The following is a 23,633-nucleotide window of genomic DNA, read 5'->3' on the forward strand; positions in this document are numbered from 1 at the left end:
AGATATTAAAAGTCATCAATTGGGTTTATCAGCACGTTATGCGCACACAAAAAGCATTTATCGTTGGGGAGTTAAGATGCTTTTGGCTGCTATTGTTCAACTGATGTTTTGGATTATCGGGGTCATCGCCCATAGCCAAAATTACCAACGCGTTTTTCAGGCAAACACCGTCAGAGATAAAAAAGTATTCTCTTATTTCTATCTGGGGCAGTTGATGATTGAATTTGATAAGCTACAAGAGCTCAATATTGACTATGAAAACTTGCCAACCCTGATGGAGCAGGAGTTGGCTAGAAAATGGTAAATTCTAGTTGTTCAAAAAATATCAGGGGATCACTCAGCCCGCGCAGGCGCTCCCTAGTGTCCGGGGAAATTGCTCTTCTTTCGATCAAACCCCCTCTCCACCGCGTGCAGCGTGGGGGAGAGGGTTTAGGGTGAGGGGGTTAAATAGGTGCGCGCAGAAGCGCGCTCATTCAGGTGAGCGTCTGTGATACCGCTTGTGATGGCGAAGTTATTCTAGTGATTAGGGAATGATAGAATAAAGATTGAACCTCCTTGTTAATTCGCTAAGATAGCGGTTGAATTTAGCCGATTCGAAGAACAAGCTCCTATTATTCTATTAACAAATTTAAATGAGCGCGCTTTTGGCGCGCACCTATTTAACCCCCTCACCCTAAACCCTCTCCCCCACGCTACGCGCGGTGGAGAGGGGATTTGATCGAAAGAAGCTCAATTTCCCCGGACACTAGAGAGTCCCTGCGCGGGTAAGACAGTTGTTTTTGTTATGTACAGAGCGAAAAAATGCCCAATCTCTTTGTTAAAATATATTTTTAATTCGGTTATTTAGTACATTTAAACTCCCTCATTAAAAATGATTTTTGCCTTGACCTTGGAGTTTTTTGCAAGTCCTGAATGAGTTGGAATACAAGTAAGTAACCTTATTGTTTTCAGATTGTTTTTTTATTAAATTCACATCAAAGTAAAAAAGGTGTTGCTGTATCACAAGCAGGGTTTATACTTTCTATTTTGATGTCTTTAATTAGAGAGCACTCATGGAATTGAGAATTGATAATACGCCATTTAAAACATTGTTTCAGCCGCTGGATTTAGGCTTTACCCAAATTAAAAATCGTTTGTTAATGGGGTCTATGCATACAGGCCTTGAAGAAGATAAAGAAAGTTTAAAGCGGTTGGCTGAATTCTATCGTGAACGCGCTTTAGGTGGGGTTGGTTTAATCGTGACTGGAGGTTTTGCTCCTAATCGGGCGGGTCGTTTGGCTCCTTTTGCGGCGAAATTGACCAACAGCAAAGAACAGCATCGACATGAATTAGTGACTCATACGGTACATGAAGCCGGTGGCAAAATAGCGCTACAAATTCTGCATGCGGGCCGTTACGGTTATCACCCGTTTATTGTTGCACCTAGCGGCATCAAGTCGCCAATCAGTCCATTTAAACCTTGGGTTATGAGTCAATGGCGTATTAAAAAAACCATCAAACATTTTGCCCGTTGTGCTCGACTTGCTCAAGCGGCAGGTTATGATGGGGTTGAAATAATGGGTAGTGAAGGGTATTTGATCAACCAGTTTATTGTGTCTCATACCAACCATCGTCGAGATGAGTGGGGTGGTAGTTATCAGAACCGGATTCGCTTCCCAGTTGAAGTAGTGCGGGCTGTACGTGAAGCGGTTGGTGAAAAATTTATTATCATTTATCGATTGTCCATGCTCGATCTGATTGCTGAGGGAAGCAGTTGGGAAGAGGTGGTTATTCTAGCTAAAGCTATTGAGCAAGCGGGAGCCACGATAATCAATACAGGTATTGGCTGGCATGAGGCGCGTATACCGACTATTGGAACTATGGTGCCTCCAGCAGCATTTACACCGATAACCAAGCATTTGAAACCGGAAGTGACTATTCCTGTTATTACTTCCAATCGTATTAATACTCCTGAACTGGCGAATCAATTGTTGGAAGATGGGGTTGCGGATATGATTTCCATGGCCAGACCGCTATTGGCAGACCCTCAATTTGCTGAAAAAGCAAAACGTGGTGAGTCTGAGGCTATTAATGTCTGTATTGCCTGTAATCAAGCCTGTCTGGATCAGGTTTTTGTTAATAAATCAGCCTCTTGTCTGGTCAACCCACGCGCCTGTAATGAAACTGAAATAGTCTATCAAGAGGTTCATCAGCCCAAATCGATTGCGGTTGTAGGTTCTGGCCCCGCGGGTCTGGCTTTTGCTGCGGTAGCTGCTGAACGAGGACATCAAATCACTGTATTTGAGCGAAGTGATCGTTTGGGTGGGCAGTTTAATTTGGCGAAGCAAATTCCTGGTAAAGAAGATTTTCAGCATACACTGAATTATTTTAAATACCAGCTGCAAAAATTTAAGGTTGATCTTCGTTTGAATACTGAGGCCAATGTGGATTTGTTACGCAGTTTTGATGAAGTGGTTCTTGCCACTGGCATTAAACCTCGTACTCCGGATATTAAAGGTATCGAGCATGAGAAGGTGGTGAGTTACATTGACGTAATCAATCGTAAGAAAGCAGTCGGTGAGCGTGTCGCGATAATTGGTGCTGGAGGCATTGGTTTTGATGTCGCTGAATTTTTAACTCATGAACATCACACTACTGTAAATCAATTTTATGAGGAATGGGGTATTGATATTAAAGGAGAACATCGCGGTGGATTGCAACCAGCGCAAAATGCTCCAAGTCCTCGAGAAGTTTACTTATTACAACGTAAAAAAGAAAAAATGGGCAAACGATTAGGTAAAACGACAGGCTGGATTCATCGATTAAGCCTAAAGCATAAAAAAGTAAAGATGATTTCTGGTGTTAGCTATGAGGCCATTGATGATCAGGGTTTGCATATAAAACTTGACGATAAATCTGAAATTTTAAATGTAGATACTGTAGTGATTTGTGCGGGGCAAACCGAGTTAAAAGAATTATATGAACCCTTAAAGCAAATGGGGAAAACAGTCCATTTAGTGGGGGGAGCTTATAAAGCTCTGGAACTTGACGCGCGCCATGCTATTGATCAAGCGTGTCGGTTGGCTGCTTTAATATGAGCAGCCTTGCAGTTGTTATTAATCCTGCATCAGGCGGTGGGCAAGGTAAAAAAATCTGGCAGTTGATTCAAACCGAATTAAGCTCATTATTTGATGCAATAGATTACAGAATATCAACTGGTGTCGAGGAGCTCACTCCTCTGACGCAGGAATTATTGTCTGAGGAACCGGATTATTTATTAATCATAGGCGGAGATGGTACGTTAAGTCACGCGATTAACGGTATGATTAAACAGGATAAAATTGCGATTAAAAAAACGAAAATTGCTTTTTTAAATGCAGGTTGTGGCGGAGATTTCATCAGACAATTTCCTCGGCAGAATATCAGCCAATTTTTGGAACGATTAAAAAAAAACCAATTTGTGAGCAGCAATATTGGGAGTATTCGATTTAAAGATCAACTTCCTCGCTATTTTATCAATATTGCCAGCTGTGGTTTATCAGGACAGGTCGTTTCGAAGGTGACTCACAGTCGATGGTTAAAAAAGTTGGGCGGTTCGCTTAATTATTTATTTTACTCTTTAGTGGGATTGTTTACCTACAAGAGACCAGTAGTTCGAATTCAAATTGATGAGGCGTCATTCTTTGATTGTTCTCTTCTTTTGATGGCAGCATGCAATGGCCAATTTTTTGGTGGTAGCATGCACGTAGCTCCAAAGGCTTTAGTGGGTGATGGGCTTCTTGATGTAGTGCTTTTTCACGATTTCACAAAATTAGATGCTCTTCTGAAGTTGCCAAAAATATATTCTGGCAGTCATATTTTGGAAAAGAACGTTCAATACGTGCAAGCGAAAAAAGTAACTATTGAACCAAAAGATAATAGTATTATAATTGTTGAGGCAGATGGGGAATACATTGGGCATTTGCCTGCAACATTTGAATTGTTAGAGGAAACACTGGCAATCATCGTATAATTTGGTTGATTTTGTGGTCTTTTTGTCCTTGTTTTGATCTGTTTTGGTGATAAAAATCAGTATTTCTCAATACAAATAGCCTGCTTTTTTAGAGAATATTAATAAATATAGTGCATCATCTTGTTTATTTTGTTATTATACTGAGCAATTTTTATATTACTTACTCTTTTCAGATTTACGCTTTACTATATCAGGAACACTATGACTCAAGAAATTACCAATTTCTCCTCTTTTAATTTTTCAGATGCTTTGAACAAGGCACTGGAGGATATGAAGTTTACAACACCATCTCCTATACAGGCACAAACAATTCCATTGTTATTGCAAGGGCGCGATGCAATTGCCTTAGCTCAAACAGGTACTGGTAAAACAGCCGCTTTTGCATTACCAATACTTCAGAATCTGTCACCAGCCATACAAGGGACGCAGGCACTTATTATTGCGCCTACCCGTGAGTTAGCTATTCAGGTTGCTGAACAATTTGAATTATTAAGCAGACACCAACGTGGCACTACTATTGCTGTATTGTGTGGTGGTCAGGAGTATGGTCGTCAGTTAAAACAATTACGTGGCGGCGCTCAGGTTGTGGTTGGAACTCCTGGTCGTATTCTGGATCATATAGACAAAGGTACCTTACCTTTGGAGAATTTGCGTACGTTTATTCTGGATGAAGCAGATGAAATGTTGCGTATGGGTTTCATCGAAGATGTTGAAACAATTTTGGCGAAGTTACCTGAGAAGAAGCAAATCGCTTTGTTTTCAGCGACTATGCCACACCGTATTCGCCAAATCGCCAATACTTATTTAACAGATGCCGCTTCTGTCGAAATTCGAATGGAAACAGCTACTGTAAAAAGTATTGAACAACGATTTCTGTTTGCTTCAGGACATCAGAAACCTGATGCATTGGTTCGTGTTTTGGAAGTTGAAGATTATCAGGGTGTTATTGTCTTTGTTCGTACCAAAAGCAGCACAGAAGAGGTTGCGGAGTTGTTACAGCAACAGGGTCTGCGGGCAATGGCAATTCATGGCGATATTACTCAGGCATTGCGCGAGCGTATTATTTCCCAATTCAAACAAGGTGCCATTGACATTCTGGTTGCAACCGACGTAGCGGCTCGTGGTTTGGATGTAGAACGAGTAACCCATGTTATTAATTATGATTTGCCTCATGATAATGAAACGTATGTGCATCGCATTGGCCGGACTGGACGGGCAGGTCGTTCCGGGGTAACTATCTTATTCGTAACCCCCAAAGAATCACGTTTAATCAGCAGTATTGAGCGACATACTCGTCAACGTATTGAAAAAGTCAATGTACCTAATGATCATATGATCCAGGTAGCCAGACAAAAGCGCTTTATGGCAAATATTACGGATCGTTTGGAGCATGCAAACCTGCCTTCTTACAAGCGTATTGTTGAAGAATACATTAAGGAAAATGAAGTATCAGCAGTAGATGTTGCAGCCACTCTTGCCTTATTACTGCATAAAGATTTGCCTTGGAAAAAAGAATTGGCTTTACCAAAATCCCCCAGACCTGCAAAAGAAGGTCGCGTTAGCCGTAATGGTGACGGTCGCTCAGAGCGTAACTCTCGTTTTGGCGAAGACAGAAGGGGATTTGGTGGTGATCGTAAAAGTTTTGGTGGTGACAGAAAAAACTTTGGAGACGAACGCAAAAAATTTAATGATGAACCACAGGCTCAGGATTTGTTCCGCATTGATGTGGGTAAAGTTCATGGTGTAAAACCCGGAAATATTGTAGGGGCTATTGCTAATGAAGCGGGTTTACAAAGCCGTTACATCACTGGTCTTAAAATTCATGATGATCATTCTACTGTCCGATTGCCCAAAGGTATGTCTAAAGAAGTTGTTCGTGATTTGACCAAAGCTTGGGTTTGTGGCCGACAATTGAACTTAACCTTAATTGGTAGTGCTTGATTCGATGAGTAGGGACGTGTCATTGCCTCTCTACTTTAAGTGATCTGAACCATAAAACGCTGAAGCCTGATTAACCGTACTTCTACTGTTAATCAGGCTTCAGCGTTTTTTCAATCAGCCGCGACGTTTTTTCAACACCTCAAATAGCCTTATTCACCAACGTCTCAACTACGCCTATTCTGTCTGCTTAATTCCGTTCCTTGTATTAAGATACAAAGAGTTTCCTGTTTCCCAAGCTCAGTGATACAAAAGGATAAACCAAAGAGTACATTCTTTGTCAAAGATGAACTTTTTGTAAATTATAGGATTAATTTATAATAAAAACATACAGTTTTTCCTTGCCTTAAACCGGTTACGAATTTAATATCCTCGACCTGAAAAATAACAGCAATACTCAATCGAGGACAGAAAGTGAAAATTAATCCAAATGCTTTTTTTACTAGACAACAACCAAAAGATTCAAATGATGACAGACGAATGAAAAAGGATGAAACACCTCATAAATATACTCAAAAAGCCAAAGGCACCCTTCATCATTACATTAACGATGAAGTCCAAGATGTACTTGAAGAACTTCATGGTAAGTACAATCCACATGCTTATGACAGTTATTCAGACGATGATTATGCTTCCGATGAAGAATCAAATGGCTTGAAGTTATCAATTCCAGCGGGTCTTTAATTCGGGCCTTAGTGCGAGCGTTAGTTTTGTCTAACGCTCGATACTTACTGAAATGTACATTTAGGGTTTAAAGACTATGGCTGCTCCAACCGCAGTTGCAACCCCGAGAGCAGCTAAAGCTGTGAAAAAGGTATACCGGTTATCCTGAGACGAATGTTGTAACGCATCTGATGGTTCTTCCTGTCTGACTTCAGTTTTTATATTATTGCAGTTTTGAATAATCGATTGGATCCGATTTTTAGCTTCTGTGTTGGATGCAAGTAAAGGTTTGAACCGTTGTTCCCAGAGATGTTGCGCTTGAGTCGCCTGAATGGATAATCCAGGCTCAGTCACATAAAGATAATTTGCACGTGCAGTGGCTTCAAAAAAAGCAGCAGAGAATTTCAGTTTATCCGCATCATCCCACAGTCCTGAATCAGATATGGAGGCATTGGAAAGGTATCGACAGTCTCCAACCTGAGTTCCTGCAAAATCGACGATAGCCTGTTGCAATACTTCGTCATTAGAAAGGATTTGTGTAAAAAAATCCAGGCATGCTAAAACAAATTCCTTCTCAAACTGGGTCATGTTCATATCTCAAAAAATGCTGACTATAAATTCGTTTAGAGTTCAGATCAATATGAAAATTTAAGGGCATATTGTTTCTCCCAATATAGGGAAAATTGATTAATAGGCATGTTTCATAATATAATAATCAATGTTTTTTTTAAAAAAAATCAATTAACCAAGGGTATTCATGAAACTATTAGCTACCGTGGGAGCTTTTTTATTTTCTGGAATTGTTGCTGCTACACCACTTAATCATGTTGTTATATTTGGTGACAGCTTATCTGATAATGGGAATTTATACGAGTTCATGAAGCACCAGTTACCTCAATCTCCACCTTATTTTGAGGGGCGTTTTTCAAATGGACCCGTTTGGATTGAGCGTTTGATTGCTTCCTATTTTCCAAACGATCCGACATCTCACCTCAGCGATTATGCGATTGGTGGGGCAGGAGTATCTGAAGAAGATGACGACGATGATGTTTTATTTACCCTGAGAAGAGAGATTAAAACCTATCTGCTGGCGAATAATGACAAAGCCAGTGAAGACAGCCTTTTTGTTGTTTGGATTGGTGCCAATAACTACCTTGGGATGCCCGAAGACATCGAAAAAACATTGATGGACGTCAATACAGGTATTACCCATGGTTTGGAACAACTGGTGGAGAAGGGAGCAAAACACATACTGGTTCTTAATTTACCTGATTTAGGCAGAACACCCGCAGCCATAGAGTTTGGTTCAATTGAAACATTGAGCTATTATTCAAGCCACCATAATGAGGCATTAAATAAAACGCTCGCCAATATGAAACAGACCTATCCCGATGTCAATTGGCTGTATTTTGATTTGAACACCGCGTTTAACGAAGTATTGGAACATGCGGCAGATTATGGCATTACCAATATCACAGGTACTTGCGCAAATTCTATCGCCGATCAATCCACCCGCAAATCTGTTTTAAAAATGGTTTCCAGTGTTACTCCCGGAATAAAAGGGGATGCTTGTGATGGATTTCTGTTTTTCGATTTAGTACATCCTACCGCACTGGCGCATCAACTTATGGCTGATAAAGCTCGTATTATGCTTGACGCAGCAGGTGTTGAACTTTCCGATAAATCGGTTTAAAAGCGAATTAACCGGGATAAACCCATCCCGGTTCGTTATTCGATAGACTCATAGGGACATATAGAACGAATGACACGGATGATCCTTCTTTTTTTCTTTATAACTACCAGTGTTTGGGCGGATCAGTTTGAGATAAAAATAGACCAACAGTCTTTAGAATTACCTTATTGGCCGGCCCAGGCTAACCAGTATGGAGCCGTGTTGATTGTTCGTGGCGGAGATCAACCGCAATGGTCCGATTTACTGGCTCAATGTGCAAAACAACTGTCAGCAATTGGCTGGTCAGTAGTGCTGTTAAATTGCTCTCCTTCAAATACTGTACCCTGGATTAAACAATTACCTGAAGTAATCAGTTCTTTAAGACAAGATAAAAATAAACGCATCATTATGATTCACTATGGTGAGCAATTAAACCTTTCATTAGATTATTTTAGTAAACCGCAAGCCAAGATGATTAATGGGTTGGTTTTGATTTCAGCTTATGGCGATGACAGCATCAAGGAAAAAGCGCCATCATTACGCTTTCCCATTTTTGATGTTGCTGGTCAGTTTGATTACGATTTTGTATTGACTCAAATGAATGATAGAAAAAAAGAATATAGAGAACGGTCTTATTTTGCAGTAGAAATGCCGGGTGCTGATCATGATTATGACTTTAGTCGACGATTACTCGTTTCATTTGTGCACGGTTGGATGACCAAACTACCTGAAACACAAGCATTGCCTCGCTCAATGCTCGAGTCTTATATTGAGCCGGTATATTCATCACAAAGCCAGGTTGTTTCTATTGAACAATCGGACTGGACTGGTTTTATAGATAATCCTGTTGAACCCTAAGGGGTTACCAGCCTTTATTTTGGCAAATGAGTTCATAGGCTTTCATGATTTTGTGTGTTTTATCATTAGCCAGCTTAATCATTTCTTCAGGTAAACCCTGCGCGATTAATTTATCCGGATGGTTACGGCTCAATAACCGTCTGTAGGATCTTTTTACCTCTTGTTTCGTGGAATTGGGATTGACTTCTAGTAAAGCATAGGCATGAGCCAGATTGTTTTGTGATGACTGTTGTTTGTATTGATACTGTTTTTGTGATGAATAGTTATGGCTGTATTCATTGTATTGATGTTGTTGATTGTTTTGTTGCTGAGTTTGTTCCTGCTGTTGTTGGGCGTAGGAGCTGTATTTAAAATCATCGTAAAATCGATACTGTCTATGCAAGGGGGCAAAGCCTAAACAGGCAAAAACAACATCCAGGACTTTTATTTTTGCTGTGGTTAATCCATCGACCTGGGCTGCTCGATATTGGATGTCCACAAATAATTTCAGTAAGTCTCGGTTATCTCGGCATATTTTTTTTAATTCAAACAGTGCGGTCTCTAGTTTGAATTGTTTATTTTTTCCTTCATTGAATAAACGTTTAGCGCGCTCTATTTGCTCAGAATTAAGGCGCATTTCCTTCATGAGTAATTTGGCCATACTAATTTCTTGTTCTGTAACACGCCCGTCGGCTTTAGCTATGTGCCCCATTACCGAAAAAGTAGTTTCAAAAAAAGCTTTTTGTACCGCCTTTCTTTTTTCAGAATGATAGTACCAATGCGGATTGGAATAATGACTGGCTAATCCTCTATCAAAAAAATTACCAACAAGAATACCGAACAGAGCGCCTATAGGCCCTGCGGATAAGAATCCAAAGAAAGCTCCGAGAAGTTTTCCCCACCAGGTGGATAATGTAAAGAATTCCCTAAAAGTCATTGTTGATTTTAATCCTCAAAGGATATATACGATTTATGCCATCATATATTTAATATATGCGCAGCAAGTTGAATTATCCAACAGAATTGGTAAAAAAGCTAATCTCGTAGTGCAGCAATCAGGACTTGAATCGAAAATAAACCGGTTGAGGGTGTCTCATTTAATCATCTATGGTGCTATCTGAAATCACCAGGGTCTGTTGAACATTGCTCTCTTAGCCTACGTTCCGCGCTTTATGTGGCGTTGTTGGATATAGTAGGAGGTTCGTCAGGGGGGGGAATTAAAAAATAGACACACTTCCAGGAAGCTACGCTTAAAAAAGTGAAGATTGTTCAGGCATAAAGCGCGGGAAGTAGAGATAAATAGATGAATTGTCAACAGACCTTAACTTAATGGAATTTCAGATTATTTGTCAACAGAGGGTGATGCAATTCGGCGGTGATGTATCGCACAATTCATTGTTTTGGGTATATACTGTGCCTTTTTCGAATTTTGGTACACCTCCATGCGATTGTTCTATTCATTTTTAATGTATTTGCTAACTCCATTTATTCTCTTAAGACTGTGGTGGAAGGGCAGAAAACTACCAGCATACCGAATGCGAATATTGGAGCGTTTTAGTCTTGGTGATCTTGAAAGCAAGCCGGTAGATGTTTGGCTTCATGCTGTTTCCCTCGGAGAAGTTATAGCGTCAATACCTTTGATTGATGCCATGTTGGAGAAGCATTGGTCTATTCTGGTTACGACTATGACACCAACGGGTTCAGAACGAGTTAAAGCACGATTTGGTGATAAGGTTGCTCATCAATACATACCTTACGATTTACCTGGGGTTTTGAAGCGCTTTTTTAGGCAGGTACAGCCTCGTATTGGGATAATCATGGAAACTGAATTGTGGCCTAATTTAATAGATCAGGCTCATGCAGCCAAAGTCTCATTAGTGCTGGCTAATGCGCGCTTATCAGAGCGTTCCTTAAAAGGATATATGAAGCTTAGGGTGTTATTTAAACCGGTTTTGAATCAATTCTCCGCTATTTTGCCCCAGAGTGATGATGACGCCAAACGATTTATTACTTTGGGTGCGAGGAAGGAAATTGTTCAGGTTTTGGGGAATATGAAATTTGATTTGCAAACGAATACAATTGATAGTGCTCGATTTAATGAGTTGAAAAGTCATTGGGGATCTGACAGAACAGTGGTCATTGCAGCCAGTACTCATGATGATGAAGAAACTCGTATTTTGTCTGAGTTACCTCGTTTGCAAAAAGCCATTCCTAACGTGATATTACTGATTGCCCCACGTCATCCTGAACGCTTTCAAACGGTGTTTCAATTGAGTATGCACGCTGGATTTAATACAGGCTTACGCAGTGACCTGGATACAGTTTCAAGTGCAAATGAAGTAGTGGTTTTAGATTGCCTGGGTGAATTGCTAGGTTTATTTCAGATTAGTGATTATGCCTTTGTTGGCGGCAGTCTGGTGCCAGTGGGCGGGCATAATGTTCTGGAACCTATTGCGATGAATGTCCCTGTTATAAGCGGAAATCAGGTGCATAATTTTAAAACAATATGTCAGGATCTCAAAGAAGCTGAAGCGATACAGATTGTGAGCCAGGCGGATGAATTAATTGATTCGATTATTCAATTACATCAAGATAAAGAATTCCAGCGTCGCATGGTAGAAAATGCTACCGCAGTTCTGGAGAGTAATAAAGGCTCTGTTCTGAAACATTTACAGAAAGTTGAGTCTGTTATGAATCCTGCAAGATAGTTAAGTAGCCTGGTTGCGAGCAAACAGGCTACAACTACGCAAGATGAATGGATCCCGCAGCCATAGCCGCGGGAGTTCGGAGAGAATAATTGTGCTGATTTATTTAAGATCCGTAGTAGATGCTGCTGCTACGCAGGGGATTAGCACTGAGCAAGTACAATGCAAACACGGTCTTTATGAACCTTGATTTTGTCGTTCCTTGATCTCTGATAATGTTTTGCAATCGATACATAACGTTGCTGTTGGCCTTGCTTCCAGTCTTTTTAGACCAATTTCAATACCACAGGCTTCACAGTAACCAAAATCGTCATTTCTTAATCGTTCCAGTGCATCTTCAATTTTCTTAATGAGTTTGCGCTCTCTGTCACGTGTACGTAACTCAATACTAAATTCCTCTTCCTGGCTTGCTCTGTCTGAAGGATCGGGAAAATTGGCTGCTTCGTCTTTCATGTGCGTCACAGTTCGGTCAACTTCTTCCATCAATGATTGACGCCAAGCCAGCAATATTTTTTCAATATGTGCTAACTGCTTTTCATTCATATATTCTTCCCCATCAGCTTCCTGATAGGGGGCAATTCCCATGCTACCTATTGCGTCGTTTTTCACGTTGTATAGTCTCTCATTGGTTTTATCAATTAATTGTTCTGTCATTTTGGCCTCCGTCTCCTACTGTCACTCTGTAGCGAGTTTTACAGAAAATGGCTAGGTATACCAAATAACTTCAGCATCATCAACTAAATAATCTTACCTGTTATTAGTTTAAGGATGCCAACCTCCACTTACCCTATCATGACCTTGAATATCCTGCCAACTCCGAACATTTTTATAACCTAATTCGTTAAGTATAGCGTTAAGTTGTATTTTTTGATCGTATCCATGTTCAAGTAATAGCAAACCATCGGGTAAAAGACATTCATAACTGTGCTGAATAATGTATTGTAGATCAGCTAACCCGTCTTGACCACTGGCTAATGCACTTAGTGGTTCAAATCTGATATCTCCCTGTTTTAAATGAGGATCTTCTTCGGCAATATAGGGTGGATTGGAAATAATAGCATGATAATGGTGTTGGGGTAGAGAGCTAAACCAGGATGAGTGATAGAACGTTACATTGGTAATCCCAAGGGCTACTGCATTTTCCTGGGCAATTGTTAAAGCAGCTTTGCTGAAGTCGGAGGCGATGACCTTCCAATTCGGCCTTTCACTGGCAATTGCCAAAGCAATAGCACCACTCCCAGTGCCCAGATCCAGAATACAGGTTTCGGGGGTGTCAGGAATTAAATCCAGGGCGAGTTCTACCAGAAGCTCTGTTTCATGTCTTGGGATTAAGGTATCTTGAGTGACTTTTAAATTCAGAGACCAGAATTCACGTTGACCTGTCAGATAGGCAATAGGTGTTCCTGCTGCTCGTTGCGCTATTAATTGTTGGTAGGTTTCCAATTGATTTGGATTTAATACGGCTTCAGGGTGTGCGAAAATATAGGCTCTATTTTTATTTAATACATGGCTTAACAGGAGCTCTGCTTCCAGACGTGATTCCGCGTGGTTTTTCTCCAGCTGTTGCACGGCTTGGTTTAAGGCCGTGCGAATATCAATCATGTCGCCCTAATTCCGCAAGTAATTCTGCATGGTATTCACGTTTTAATGAATCGATTACCAAGGCTAAATTACCTTCCATTACATCGTTCAGTTGGTAGATGGTCAGATTGATTCTATGATCAGTCAGACGCCCTTGCGGGAAATTATACGTCCGAATACGTTCGGAGCGATCACCTGAACCTACCAAAGATTTACGGGTTTGTGCCTGTTCCTTCTTTTGTTTGCTTTGCTCTGCATCCAATAAACGTGTTTTAAGCAGGGACATTGCTTTAGCGCGGTTTTTATGTTGAGAACGTTCATCCTGACACTCTACAACAACGCCCGTTGGAATGTGAGTAATTCGAATCGCGGAATCGGTTTTGTTCACGTGCTGACCTCCTGCACCCGATGAGCGGTAGGTATCAATACGTAAATCATCCGGATTGATTTGAATTTCATCAATTTCCTCAACCTCAGGCATGATGGCTACTGTGCAGGCAGAGGTATGTACTCGTCCTTGTGATTCGGTTTCAGGAACACGTTGCACACGATGTGCGCCTGATTCAAATTTTAGTTGGGAATAAACTGCATTGCCGCTGATTCTGGCAATGATTTCTTTATAGCCTCCATGCTCGCCATGGCTGGCACTGATTAATTCAAGCTGCCACCCCTGATTTTCTGCATAACGGCTGTACATACGATACAAATCGCCAGCGAAAATCGCAGCCTCATCACCGCCCGTTCCTGCGCGCACTTCCAGATAAATATTCCGTTCATCGTCAGGATCTTTAGGAATTAAATGCCATTGTAATTGTTCGTCCAAATCATCAATCAGTTGTTTTGCACCCTCCAGCTCTTCTTCTGCCATAGAAGCCAGCTCTTTATCATCACCTTCAAGCATTTCCTGCAGGGAGAGTAAATTATTTTTAGCCTCAATATAAGACTCATAACAGTGGGCGACGGGTTCCAGCTGTGCGTATTCTTTGGATAATGATTTAAACTGATTCTGATCGGCAATTACGGATGCTTCAGACAGTAAACGTCCGACTTCCTGAAAGCGTTCCAGCATCTGCTGTAATTTTAACTCAAGAGATTTCTTCATAAGGTGTTTGACATAAAGTTGTTGTATTAAAGAGGTATTGTGCCAAAGCCAACAAATCTTCTCGTCCATCCCAGGCTATTTGCCTTAAGCCGTTGGTAGGGTTATGAATTAACTTATTGACCAGACGCTCACTAAATTCATTTAAAACAGAGGTTTGACTGTGTCCTGCAGATAGTTTTTTCAGGGCACGTTCTAATTCCAATTGGGCTAAATGTTGCATTTGATTGCGATAATCACAGATGATGTCTTTGGCTTTTAATGAACGATGCCACCGGATGTAGTTATCCAGTTCACTTTCAATTAATTGTTCCGCTTGAAGGGCTGCATTGCGCCGCTCATTCATCCCTTTTTCTATCATGATTTGCAGATCATCGATATTATAAAGTTGTACTCGATCCAGTTCGTTGACATTGGTTTCAATATCTCTGGGAACAGCTAAATCCAGAAAAATCATGGGCGCATTATTTCTTTGCTTCATCGCATGCTCCACCAGACTTTTATTGATGAAAGGAAGCGGGCATGCAGTTGCAGAAATAACGACATCTGCCTGAGGAAGGTATTGAGGAATATCGCCAATAGACAGAGTGTTTCCGCCAAAAGCATCGGCAAGTTTTTTTGCATGTTCCAGGGTACGACTCGCAACCATGAACTGATGTACACCTTGCTGGTGTAGGTATTTAGCTACCAATGAAGCGGTTTCTCCTGAACCAATTAAAAACACGCGTAGTGATCGGTAATTTGTAAATAATTGACCAACCAATTGCACTGCTGCATAGGCAATCGATACTGGATTGGCTCCAATACCACTGTGGGTTCTGATTCTTTTGGAGGCGCTGAATATGTATTCGAATACAGGTCTTAATTGTGATTTAACGGTGCCTAATCGGCATGCCTGGTGATAGGCTTGTTTCATTTGTCCCAGAATTTGCGGTTCGCCTATCATCATGGAGTCCAGCCCGCTGGCGACTCTTAGCGTATGTTTTATTCCCTGATGCCCCTCATGCAGGTATAAAAAGGGAGTCAGTAAATCTTGCGGTATGTGATGTTCATGAGCTAACCAACCTGCGATAACGTTGGGATCATCTGTATCACAGTAGATTTCAGTGCGATTGCATGTTGATAAAATAGCGGCTTCATTAATTTCAGGAAGACTTACCAGTTTGTTTAGTAATGAATCCTGCATAGCAGGAGGCAACGCGACTTTTTCACGCACGTTTATTGGAGCAGTTTTATGGTTGAGCCCGCAAGCAACAAACACCATGGAATCTGAATTCTTAGTTAGGACTAGCAAAAAACGCCCAATATCCTCGCTAAAAGAAATTTTAATCAGGAAGTTTCAGGGTTATTCGTAAGTCAGGTTTGTTAAAATGTTAATCGGCTAATTATAACCGATTAACAGACAAATTTGTAGAGACTGGCGAAAATCCTTACATTTCTAAAGAACTTTTTTATTTTGCCGCCAACAATGATAGCCACTTTTTGCACACAGTGTGTCATCTGAAAAGGAGCGTCAAATGGATATTATCCTTCAAGGTCAGCATAATGCTGAAGAAACGGTGAAGAGTTTGGAGCGTGTATTGCAATTATTCAGGGAACGTTATCATGTCGAAGGATTTCGTGAAATTCATCTAACGGTCACTTTATTAGATGAGCAGGGGGATGAGGTTGAGTTGATTGATAGTGAATCCAATCAAGCTTATCGTGTATTTGAAGTGTATAGAAAAGGATATGAGTTAGCAGGAAGAAAAGGAATTCCCATGTTGCAATTAGTGGTAGATAATACCCCTAAATAGATTGATGGATTGAAGCAACAGGAGTTCTCTATGGTTATGGCACTAATCGCCATACTGTTCACCCTGATATTAGTCGTGGGGATACACGAAGCAGGGCATGCGTTGGCGGCGCGCATGTTTCACGTACAGATTAAAAAAATATCAATAGGTTTTGGTAAACCCTTGATTCAATGGAGAAGCGCTAGCGGCTGCGAATGGGTATGGGCTATGTGGCCCTTGGGCGGTTATGTTCAATTGCTTAATTCAAGAATAAGTCCGGTGAATCCTGAAGAATATGCCTGGTGTTTTGATAAAAAACCAATCTGGAAGCGTGCTGTGATTTTGGTTTCAGGTGCTTTAGCCAATTTGCTAACCGCGTGGTTGGCATTTGTTTTTGTGTTTTACATCGGTTTGAATTACCGATTACCTTTGGTTCAATCCGTTCAACCCAATAGCATTGCTGCTCATGCAGGCATAACCTCCGGTGATCAATTTATCGCTGTTGAGGGCTACAGTACGTCATCGTGGCAGGATGTTGGAATGCAACTGGTCATTTTGTGGGGAAAAAAAGAAGTGAATCTTTCCTTGAAACGGCCTGATAATCAGAGCATCAGGGAGTTATCCATGAATTTAAGCGGGATAAACTTTACTGGAAATGAGCGTTCGCTTCTGTCAAGTCTTGGTATACAACCTGATTTATCGGCTCCAGTTGTATTGATGCAAGCTCCATCATTGATTCAGGCTATTCATCAAGCGAACAGTGCTATGGGGCATTTATTTTATTTTTTCCTGATGATCTTTAAACAATTAGTTACTGGGGGCATTCCATTTACCATCCTGCTGGGGCCTTTAGGCTTATTTGCCGCTTCTGTTTCGTCATTGATGCAGGGGATTGGTGTGTTTTTCTATTTTATAGCCAGTTTAAGTTGCGCTGTTGCATTGGTGAATTTATTTCCTGTACCCGGGCTGGATGGCGGTTCTTTACTGTATGCCCTTATTGAAAAAATTCGCGGAAAACCGATTTCAGTGGCAATGGAAGTTTTATTGCATCGATTGATGGTCATTTTATTTGCTGTAGTATTGGTTAATCTACTCATGAATGATTTAATCCGATTTCTACATTAATCCGAATGGAATATGAGTGCATTGATATTAAGGTTTATCTTATAGCGACTCAGTCACTGTTCTGGCACAACACCAGACATCCACTTTTTTAATTCCGGCCTTTTTCAAAACCAGGGCTAATTCATTGACTGTATTTCCTGTAGTAAGAAGATCATCAATGATGGCAACATGCTCATAAGGCAAGGGGGTAACATGAAATGCCTTGCTTAGATTTTTTTGCCGTTGTTCTTTGTCCAGACTGGCTTGAGGAGCAGTATTTATTCTTTTTTGGCAACTGGTTAAATCATAGGGAATGTTTAATTTCCGAGCCAATTTTTTCGCCAGAAGAGCTGCCTGGTTAAAACCTCTTTGTTTTATTCTGAGGGGATGCATAGGGACCGGGATTAAACATTGCGGGATATGTTGCGTTTTTTGTACGGTATTAAGCATTAAATGGCATAAAAAATTACGTAGATAAAGGCCATTATGGTATTTGAATTGATGAATAAGACTGCGTAATGGTTCATCAAAAGTATATCCAATCACTGCATTATCGTAATGTGGCGGTTTTTTAATGCATGATCCACAAATGAGATAATGCTCATCAGGAAGGGGGGATGCACAATGGGTGCAAGCAGGCCCTAAAGGTTTTATCAAACCAATACAAAACGTACATACTGCAAGAGTACCCTTATGAAATTGGTTGCAGAGTGTGCATATTGAAGGCAGGCGCAAACTCTGTGTTATACTCATCAATTTCTGGCGCACGAGCGTTGGATTTCCTGTGATTAACTTATCCGTGGTCTTATGATGGCTGTCAAAAATGAAATTAGCAAGGCATTTGGTAAACATGCCGAAGAATATGAGCGTGCCGCAAAGGTTCAGCAAGAAATTGGGGAGCGTTTGTTTGAGCGTCTGCACTATTTGAAAATCGCACCTCAGCGAATACTAGATTTGGGATGCGGTCCTGGCTCGTTTTCAAAAGAATTGTCCTTGCTCTATCCCAAGGCGCAGATTATTGGACTGGACCTGGTTCCTGGCATGTTGGCTCTTGCCAGGAAAAAACAAGGCTGGCGACGGAGATGGTCATTGGTTGCTGCAGATATGAGGCAAATGCCTTTTGCAACGGGGATGTTTGATTTGGTGTTTACCAATCAGGTAATTCACTGGGCAGCTCCCCTGGCTCATGTCTTTCGTGAAATTAATCGGGTGATGAACGTTAATGGCTGCCTGATGTTTACTACTTTGGGGCCAGACACATTCAAGGAACTTAAAATGGCTTGGTCCGGAGCGAATCACTACGCCCATGTTAATGAATTTTGTGACATGCATGATATTGGTGATAGCCTAATGGCAGAACATTTTCTGGATCCTGTAATGGATATGGAATTATTATCCGTTCAATACGAGACCTTGCCCAAATTAATTGCTGCTCTGAGAGCGCAGGGAGTACGAAATATTAATCCTGAAAGGAATCACGGTTTAACCAGCCGGAGTGCATGGCAACAATTTGAAAAAAACTACGCGGGACTGATTACTGACTCGGGTAAGTATCCTTTGACTTATGAAGTGGTTTATGGGCATGCCTGGAAGGGTGAACAGCGAAACACCGATAAGGGCATTGAGACTTTATTTCCCATATCACAGATTCGAATTAATAAAGGTTAGGGGATGGGTCACGCAGTTGAATATTTTTGCTCCAAATTGGAGTGCACCGGGGTAAGACAAGGATTGGTTCGCATACCCCGAAATCGTTAATCAGGATAAATTACTTCGGTTGTGTAGTTGCCTGGTTAGATTAATTAAAACAGTTGCTTTTTTTTCGAATATTTGGAGTGAATCCAGGGCGATTTGATAATGCTCCGAAATTTTTTCTTCCAGTTTTTGCTGGGTATAGAGTGTAGCAAAGGTGGTTTTTTGATTGGCCTGATCTGAGGATCTTCCTTTTCCGAGCAGGTTTGCTGGTGCATACTGATCCAGATAATCGTCTTGCATCTGGAATACCAGACCGATGTGTTGAGCATAATCTTTCAGCGCTGCTGCAATGCGTTCGTCCGTCGTATTTTGCGCAGCTAATACCATGTCAAAACAGGCCATGATTAATTGTCCTGTTTTGAGAAGATGAATTTTTCGAAGTTCTTCTTCGGAAACTGCAGAAGAGGCCAGCGCGGTCAGATCTAGGCTTTGTCCGCTAACCATCCCGCTTACACCACTGGCTTTTACTAATGTTCTGGTGATTGAAACAATCTGTGAGGGACTTAATAATCCGGGTAAATGGGTTAATAGAACTTCAACTGCCAATGCTTGCATTCCGTCGCCAACCAGAATAGCAGTAGCCTCATCATAGGCTTTATGACAACTGGGTTTTCCTCGGCGTAAATCATCATCATCCATAGCAGGAAGATCATCATGAATTAATGAATAGCAATGGGTTAATTCTATGGCTGCAGCAATGACATCAAGTACTTGGATATCGATATCAAGCAGTTCACCGCTTAAATAAACCATGATAGGTCTGATTCTTTTGCCACCCGGGAATAATGAGTAATGCAATGCAGATTCTATCCGATCTGCAGGTATGTGTGTGGCATTCAGAATCTCTTTAAGGCAGTTTTCATGACGTTGGATATAGGTTTCAATCACTTGTGTGTTCATCCGGTTTAGGTTCAGAGCTGGAATGAGAGGTGGTAAGAGTTTCTATTTTTTGTTCTGCCTGATTCAGCACATCCTGACATCGTCTGGCCAAGCCAATTCCTTTTTCAAATTGTTTAAGCGAGTCCTCAAGAGACAGTTCGCCTTTTTCCAATTGTTTTACTATTTCTTCGAGCTCGGTTATTGATTGTTCGAAATTAATGCCTTTACTCATTAGAGTTCTCAATTTCCTGAAATGCAGTGATTATACTGAGTTAGGCTGAGGATTCAACTTTCAATTGGTGAGGATTGGCTGTTGATGATGGTTTGAATCGTGAGCTAACACAATTTATAATCAAATCTTGGTGCAGGGCATGATACACTTCTGTCCAAAAATGGTAATGTCTCAAAAAATCCGAAAATTTCGTTATCCTGAACGCAGTAAAGTGACTTTTCAATTGCTGGCATAAAATCAGATGCGCGATAATTTTGTTCGGAGCTGTTGATTTTAAGGAGTCCTAATATGAGTCAAGTGGAACACAGTTATACTGACTTCAAAAATGACATGATGGATACTGTCCTTTTTTCAATATCCCCATTTACTCTCTTTTTTTCCCTTTTTAACGTAAGTGCTCCAGAGAAATATTATGGCCTGGTACGAGTTTTTTCTCTATTTTTTGCGCTCATTTCAAGTCCTATTCTGATTCTCGCTATTCCAGTGACGCTTACCTTTGGAGCAATAGCCGCTGTGGCTCAGATGGTGTTTTTTCCCTTTCAGCTAATATTGGCTATGGTTCAGGATTTGAGATCGGTGCATATTGTTAACAATAAACAAGGTGTTGTGGCAGATGTCTCGAAAGAACCATCAGGGCTTTTGTCCGATGATCGGATTTCTAATCCTTCTGCAGGAGCTCATTTTCCACCGTTATTCAATAACGAAAAACCAAAGGATACGGATGTAATCGACGAGATTTCAGCAGCGTCTAATCCATCTCCCAATAGTGCTCCATGAATAAAATTCCTTAGGTAATTATTTTAACTATCCGTTATCATTGATTACATTAATCGTAATGGAATAATCAAGGTTCACTGTAATGAAAATAAAAACCCAGTTTGTTTGTAATCAATGCGCCGCAACGTTCAAACAATGGGCTGGACAATGCACGCAATGCGGAGCCTGGAATTCAATCGCTGAAGAAGGAATCGTAGCTGAGAGCCGAAATTCCCGAAGTGGGCAATGGGCTAATCAGCGTTCTGTGATTACCGCTGTTGAAGACGTGGTTATGGATAAAGAGATTCGCATGGACTGCGGATTATCTGAATTAAACAGAGTTTTGGGTGGTGGTTTGGTTTATGGCTCTGTAGTCCTGATCGGGGGGGACCCCGGGATTGGTAAATCGACTCTGTTACTCCAGACCTTGGCAAATTTATCCATGCAGGAAACGGTATTATATGTTACCGGTGAAGAATCCTTACAACAGGTTGCTATGCGAGCCCAGCGACTGGGTTTGCCGCTTGCAGGATTACGCTTATTGGCTGAGACTCAGGTGGAGGCGATAATTGCTCATGCTCAGAAGGAAAAACCGCGAATTATTGTAGTCGACTCCATTCAAACGATCTTTACCGAAACCATCAGCTCGGCTCCAGGAGGAGTAAGCCAGGTCAGAGAATCGGCTGCTCAATTGGTACGTTTTGCCAAAATGACCCAAACTGCCGTTTTTCTTGTGGGGCATGTAACCAAGGAAGGAACCTTGGCGGGCCCCAGGGTTTTGGAACATATGGTTGACAGTGTTCTTTATTTCGAAGGCCAAAGTGACAGCAGATTTCGGGTGATTCGCGCCATTAAAAATCGCTTCGGAGCGGTTAATGAGCTGGGCGTATTTGCAATGACAGATAAAGGTTTGAAGGAAGTGGCGAATCCTTCAGCAATATTTTTATCACGACAACCGGAACCCACTCCCGGCAGTGCGGTGATGGTGACCTGGGAAGGGTCGCGCCCGATGCTGGTTGAGGTTCAGGCCCTGGTGGATGAGGCGCATGGACAGCAGGCAAAACGGGTCACTGCAGGTCTGGAACATAATCGATTGGCAATTTTGCTTGCTGTATTGCATCGGCATGGGGGTATTGCAACCTACGATCAGGATGTATTTATTAATGTGGTGGGCGGCGTAAAAGTGACAGAAACAGGTAGTGATCTGGCTCTGTTGGCTGCAGTAGTTTCCAGTTTGCGAAATCGGGTCTTTGATAGTGAAACCATCATCTTTGGTGAAGTCGGTTTAGCCGGAGAAATAAGACCGGTACAGAGTGGTCAAGAGCGAATAAAAGAAGCAGTAAAACATGGATTCAAGAGAGCAATTGTTCCCTTTGCCAATGCTCCCAAACAACAGGGGTCGTCCATGATTATTGAGCCGGTTAAATATTTACGGGATGTATTGGAGAAAATGTGATGTTCAATCGTAATGAATCAGGACGGATTCAGCTGGATGAAGAGATTAACTCTTTTCAGAGAGAGGGCGCGGTTTGCTTGCGTCAATTACTAACCGAGGATGAAATTAATACATTACGAAAGGGCATAGAGCTTAATTTATCCAATTTGAGTCCGCGAGCTAAAGTCGCGAGCAGGCCGGATGATCCGGGTTTTTTTGTAGAAGACTTTTGTACCTGGCAAAATAATCCCTTTTACCAGAAGATCCTGTTTGAAAGCCAACTTGGCGCTGTTGCTGCTCAGCTAATGCAAAGCCAAGAGGTGAGGCTTTATCACGATCATTTGCTGGTGAAAGAACCCGGAACGCGTCAAGTCACACCCTGGCATCAGGATCAACCTTATTATAATGTGGCAGGACAACAAAATTGCAGCTTTTGGATTCCGGTAGATCCGGTAAGCAGGGAATCTACTTTGGAATTTGTTGCAGGCTCTCATTTAGGGCCATGGCTAATGCCCAGATCGTTTATGGACAATCAGGCTAAATGGTTTCCTGAAGGAAGTTTGCAGGAGCTTCCTGAGATTGAGCAATCAAGAGAAGATGTTCCAATCATTGGCTGGGATATAGAACCAGGCGATGTGGTTTGTTTTCATATGCTGACCTTGCATATGGCAAGAGGAGTGAATACTCAGCAACGAAGGCGAGTGTTTTCTGTGCGTTTTCTAGGGGACGATATGATTCACGCACCAAGAGCATGGGTAACTTCCCCTGATTTTCCCGGGCTGATAGATGAATTACCTTCCGGATCTCCTATGGATCATCCTTTATTTCCTGTTGTTGTGACACAAGCTTAGTGCTTTAGGCTATTTTTTAAACAAAAAGTCCTCCGGCTAAAGATCCCCTCGCCTCCGCGGGCTGATATATCCCCTCAAATTTGCTAAAAATAATTGCAGTAAAGTTGAAGTCGTGATCTAATTTTCCCCAACAAATTTGTTTGGGGAAAATGATGGAACCTATCGATTTACTACATGACCATCTCATGGAGGAATGTCCTTTTATCCATGGCAAACGTTTACAAGCATTAATGGATGTAGCATGTTCACTACAAAAGAAGCAAAACCTATCGCTGACAGCAATAGGCAAAGGATTAACTGGAAACAGTTCATTAAAACACAAGATTAAAAAGGTAGATCGTCTTGAGGGCAACAAGCACC

General features: G+C 41.4%; 22 protein-coding genes and 2 pseudogenes. 15 read left to right on the forward strand and 9 right to left on the reverse strand.

Annotated features, from left to right (window positions below; all coding sequences use genetic code 11):
- The 5 genes and pseudogenes from G543_RS19115 to G543_RS0109475 all read left to right on the forward strand — a co-directional run.
- Positions 1 to 304: pseudogene (locus tag G543_RS19115) on the forward strand (hypothetical protein); the annotation flags it as partial.
- 748 nt (positions 305 to 1,052) lie between these two features.
- A complete protein-coding gene (locus G543_RS0109460) occupies positions 1,053 to 3,077 on the forward strand; it encodes an NADPH-dependent 2,4-dienoyl-CoA reductase (protein ID WP_028384308.1) in 2,025 nt (674 codons plus the stop codon).
- Positions 3,074 to 3,991 carry a diacylglycerol/lipid kinase family protein gene (locus G543_RS0109465; RefSeq protein ID WP_028384309.1) on the forward strand — a complete coding sequence of 306 codons (918 nt, stop codon included), beginning with the start codon at positions 3,074 to 3,076 and terminating at the stop codon, positions 3,989 to 3,991. Before G543_RS0109460 ends, G543_RS0109465 begins: the two co-directional genes overlap by 4 nt.
- 201 nt (positions 3,992 to 4,192) lie before the next feature.
- Positions 4,193 to 5,932, forward strand: coding sequence for a DEAD/DEAH box helicase (locus G543_RS0109470; protein WP_028384310.1), 1,740 nt, complete (start codon positions 4,193 to 4,195; stop codon positions 5,930 to 5,932).
- 411 nt (positions 5,933 to 6,343) lie between these two features.
- Positions 6,344 to 6,613: a hypothetical protein gene (locus tag G543_RS0109475; RefSeq protein WP_028384311.1), complete on the forward strand. Its 270-nt coding sequence runs from the start codon at positions 6,344 to 6,346 to the stop codon at positions 6,611 to 6,613.
- 60 nt (positions 6,614 to 6,673) lie between these two features.
- Here the strand turns inward: G543_RS0109475 and G543_RS0109480 are convergent, their stop codons facing one another.
- Positions 6,674 to 7,180: a hypothetical protein gene (locus G543_RS0109480; protein ID WP_028384312.1), complete on the reverse strand. Its 507-nt coding sequence runs from the start codon at positions 7,178 to 7,180 to the stop codon at positions 6,674 to 6,676.
- Positions 7,181 to 7,349: 169 nt separating this feature from the next.
- Here G543_RS0109480 and plaA point away from each other — a divergent pair, with 169 nt between their 5' ends.
- The gene (plaA, locus tag G543_RS0109485; RefSeq protein ID WP_028384313.1) at positions 7,350 to 8,285 is read left to right on the forward strand and encodes a GDSL family lysophospholipase PlaA; all 936 of its coding nucleotides are present in this window, start codon (positions 7,350 to 7,352) and stop codon (positions 8,283 to 8,285) included.
- 69 nt (positions 8,286 to 8,354) lie between these two features.
- A complete protein-coding gene (locus tag G543_RS0109490; protein ID WP_238584680.1) occupies positions 8,355 to 9,122 on the forward strand; it encodes an alpha/beta hydrolase in 768 nt (255 codons plus the stop codon).
- A 4-nt stretch (positions 9,123 to 9,126) separates the two neighbouring features.
- Here G543_RS0109490 and djlA read toward each other — a convergent pair whose 3' ends face one another.
- Positions 9,127 to 10,038: a co-chaperone DjlA gene (gene djlA / locus G543_RS0109495; RefSeq protein ID WP_028384315.1), complete on the reverse strand. Its 912-nt coding sequence runs from the start codon at positions 10,036 to 10,038 to the stop codon at positions 9,127 to 9,129.
- A gap of 505 nt (positions 10,039 to 10,543) precedes the next feature.
- On the opposite strand from djlA, the gene waaA reads away from it, so the two are divergent.
- Positions 10,544 to 11,809, forward strand: coding sequence for a lipid IV(A) 3-deoxy-D-manno-octulosonic acid transferase (waaA, locus tag G543_RS0109500; RefSeq protein ID WP_028384316.1), 1,266 nt, complete (start codon positions 10,544 to 10,546; stop codon positions 11,807 to 11,809).
- A 174-nt stretch (positions 11,810 to 11,983) separates the two neighbouring features.
- Here waaA and dksA read toward each other — a convergent pair whose 3' ends face one another.
- The 4 genes from dksA to hemA all read right to left on the reverse strand — a co-directional run bounded on the left by dksA (position 11,984) and on the right by hemA (position 15,750).
- Complete coding sequence (gene dksA / locus G543_RS0109505) at positions 11,984 to 12,460, reverse strand: RNA polymerase-binding protein DksA (RefSeq protein WP_028384317.1); 477 nt, start codon at positions 12,458 to 12,460, stop codon at positions 11,984 to 11,986.
- A 108-nt stretch (positions 12,461 to 12,568) separates the two neighbouring features.
- Complete coding sequence (prmC, locus tag G543_RS0109510; protein ID WP_028384318.1) at positions 12,569 to 13,408, reverse strand: peptide chain release factor N(5)-glutamine methyltransferase; 840 nt, start codon at positions 13,406 to 13,408, stop codon at positions 12,569 to 12,571.
- Positions 13,401 to 14,489, reverse strand: a complete 1,089-nt coding sequence (prfA, locus tag G543_RS0109515) for a peptide chain release factor 1 (RefSeq protein WP_028384319.1) — start codon at positions 14,487 to 14,489, stop codon at positions 13,401 to 13,403. The genes prmC and prfA overlap by 8 nt, the downstream gene beginning before the upstream one ends.
- The gene (gene hemA, locus G543_RS0109520; protein ID WP_028384320.1) at positions 14,473 to 15,750 is read right to left on the reverse strand and encodes a glutamyl-tRNA reductase; all 1,278 of its coding nucleotides are present in this window, start codon (positions 15,748 to 15,750) and stop codon (positions 14,473 to 14,475) included. Before hemA ends, prfA begins: the two co-directional genes overlap by 17 nt.
- Positions 15,751 to 16,003: 253 nt before the next feature.
- On the opposite strand from hemA, the gene G543_RS0109525 reads away from it, so the two are divergent.
- Positions 16,004 to 16,282 carry a hypothetical protein gene (locus tag G543_RS0109525; protein ID WP_028384321.1) on the forward strand — a complete coding sequence of 93 codons (279 nt, stop codon included), beginning with the start codon at positions 16,004 to 16,006 and terminating at the stop codon, positions 16,280 to 16,282.
- Positions 16,283 to 16,312: 30 nt separating this feature from the next.
- On the forward strand, positions 16,313 to 17,386 hold the full coding sequence (locus G543_RS0109530; protein ID WP_028384322.1) for a M50 family metallopeptidase: 1,074 nt from the start codon (positions 16,313 to 16,315) through the stop codon (positions 17,384 to 17,386).
- Between the two features lie 39 nt (positions 17,387 to 17,425).
- On the opposite strand, the gene G543_RS0109535 is transcribed toward G543_RS0109530, so the two are convergent.
- Complete coding sequence (locus tag G543_RS0109535; RefSeq protein WP_420795212.1) at positions 17,426 to 18,133, reverse strand: ComFC family protein; 708 nt, start codon at positions 18,131 to 18,133, stop codon at positions 17,426 to 17,428.
- A gap of 42 nt (positions 18,134 to 18,175) precedes the next feature.
- Here G543_RS0109535 and bioC point away from each other — a divergent pair, with 42 nt between their 5' ends.
- The gene (gene bioC / locus G543_RS0109540; RefSeq protein ID WP_028384324.1) at positions 18,176 to 19,033 is read left to right on the forward strand and encodes a malonyl-ACP O-methyltransferase BioC; all 858 of its coding nucleotides are present in this window, start codon (positions 18,176 to 18,178) and stop codon (positions 19,031 to 19,033) included.
- Positions 19,034 to 19,123: 90 nt separating this feature from the next.
- Here the strand turns inward: bioC and G543_RS0109545 are convergent, their stop codons facing one another.
- Positions 19,124 to 20,020: a polyprenyl synthetase family protein gene (locus G543_RS0109545; RefSeq protein ID WP_028384325.1), complete on the reverse strand. Its 897-nt coding sequence runs from the start codon at positions 20,018 to 20,020 to the stop codon at positions 19,124 to 19,126.
- Positions 20,001 to 20,231 (reverse strand): exodeoxyribonuclease VII small subunit, encoded by a 231-nt coding sequence (locus G543_RS0109550; protein ID WP_028384326.1) that lies wholly within the window; start codon positions 20,229 to 20,231, stop codon positions 20,001 to 20,003. The genes G543_RS0109545 and G543_RS0109550 overlap by 20 nt, the downstream gene beginning before the upstream one ends.
- A gap of 288 nt (positions 20,232 to 20,519) precedes the next feature.
- On the opposite strand from G543_RS0109550, the gene G543_RS0109555 reads away from it, so the two are divergent.
- The 4 genes and pseudogenes from G543_RS0109555 to G543_RS19000 all read left to right on the forward strand — a co-directional run.
- On the forward strand, positions 20,520 to 21,008 hold the full coding sequence (locus tag G543_RS0109555; protein WP_028384327.1) for a hypothetical protein: 489 nt from the start codon (positions 20,520 to 20,522) through the stop codon (positions 21,006 to 21,008).
- An 82-nt stretch (positions 21,009 to 21,090) separates the two neighbouring features.
- Positions 21,091 to 22,443 (forward strand): DNA repair protein RadA, encoded by a 1,353-nt coding sequence (gene radA / locus G543_RS0109560; RefSeq protein ID WP_028384328.1) that lies wholly within the window; start codon positions 21,091 to 21,093, stop codon positions 22,441 to 22,443.
- Positions 22,443 to 23,273 (forward strand): phytanoyl-CoA dioxygenase family protein, encoded by an 831-nt coding sequence (locus G543_RS0109565; RefSeq protein WP_028384329.1) that lies wholly within the window; start codon positions 22,443 to 22,445, stop codon positions 23,271 to 23,273. The genes radA and G543_RS0109565 overlap by 1 nt, the downstream gene beginning before the upstream one ends.
- Positions 23,274 to 23,422: 149 nt before the next feature.
- Positions 23,423 to 23,633: pseudogene (locus G543_RS19000) on the forward strand (IS4 family transposase); the annotation flags it as partial.

This window comes from Legionella moravica DSM 19234, assembly GCF_000423305.1.
In the GTDB taxonomy this organism is placed as follows: Bacteria; Pseudomonadota; Gammaproteobacteria; order Legionellales; family Legionellaceae; genus Legionella; species Legionella moravica.

Coding starts and splice junctions, on each gene's coding strand:
- G543_RS0109480 (WP_028384312.1), bottom strand. CDS start 7,180: ATGACCCAGTTTGAGAAGGAATTTGTTTTAGCATGCCTGGATTTTTTT.
- G543_RS0109525 (WP_028384321.1), top strand. CDS start 16,004: ATGGATATTATCCTTCAAGGTCAGCATAATGCTGAAGAAACGGTGAAG.
- dksA (WP_028384317.1), bottom strand. CDS start 12,460: ATGACAGAACAATTAATTGATAAAACCAATGAGAGACTATACAACGTG.
- G543_RS0109555 (WP_028384327.1), top strand. CDS start 20,520: ATGAGTCAAGTGGAACACAGTTATACTGACTTCAAAAATGACATGATG.
- plaA (WP_028384313.1), top strand. CDS start 7,350: ATGAAACTATTAGCTACCGTGGGAGCTTTTTTATTTTCTGGAATTGTT.
- G543_RS0109550 (WP_028384326.1), bottom strand. CDS start 20,231: ATGAGTAAAGGCATTAATTTCGAACAATCAATAACCGAGCTCGAAGAA.
- G543_RS0109470 (WP_028384310.1), top strand. CDS start 4,193: ATGACTCAAGAAATTACCAATTTCTCCTCTTTTAATTTTTCAGATGCT.
- prfA (WP_028384319.1), bottom strand. CDS start 14,489: ATGAAGAAATCTCTTGAGTTAAAATTACAGCAGATGCTGGAACGCTTT.
- G543_RS0109460 (WP_028384308.1), top strand. CDS start 1,053: ATGGAATTGAGAATTGATAATACGCCATTTAAAACATTGTTTCAGCCG.
- G543_RS0109565 (WP_028384329.1), top strand. CDS start 22,443: ATGTTCAATCGTAATGAATCAGGACGGATTCAGCTGGATGAAGAGATT.
- radA (WP_028384328.1), top strand. CDS start 21,091: ATGAAAATAAAAACCCAGTTTGTTTGTAATCAATGCGCCGCAACGTTC.
- G543_RS0109465 (WP_028384309.1), top strand. CDS start 3,074: ATGAGCAGCCTTGCAGTTGTTATTAATCCTGCATCAGGCGGTGGGCAA.
- G543_RS0109490 (WP_238584680.1), top strand. CDS start 8,355: ATGACACGGATGATCCTTCTTTTTTTCTTTATAACTACCAGTGTTTGG.
- G543_RS0109530 (WP_028384322.1), top strand. CDS start 16,313: ATGGTTATGGCACTAATCGCCATACTGTTCACCCTGATATTAGTCGTG.
- djlA (WP_028384315.1), bottom strand. CDS start 10,038: ATGACTTTTAGGGAATTCTTTACATTATCCACCTGGTGGGGAAAACTT.
- hemA (WP_028384320.1), bottom strand. CDS start 15,750: ATGGTGTTTGTTGCTTGCGGGCTCAACCATAAAACTGCTCCAATAAAC.
- waaA (WP_028384316.1), top strand. CDS start 10,544: ATGCGATTGTTCTATTCATTTTTAATGTATTTGCTAACTCCATTTATT.
- prmC (WP_028384318.1), bottom strand. CDS start 13,408: ATGATTGATATTCGCACGGCCTTAAACCAAGCCGTGCAACAGCTGGAG.
- G543_RS0109545 (WP_028384325.1), bottom strand. CDS start 20,020: ATGAACACACAAGTGATTGAAACCTATATCCAACGTCATGAAAACTGC.
- bioC (WP_028384324.1), top strand. CDS start 18,176: ATGGCTGTCAAAAATGAAATTAGCAAGGCATTTGGTAAACATGCCGAA.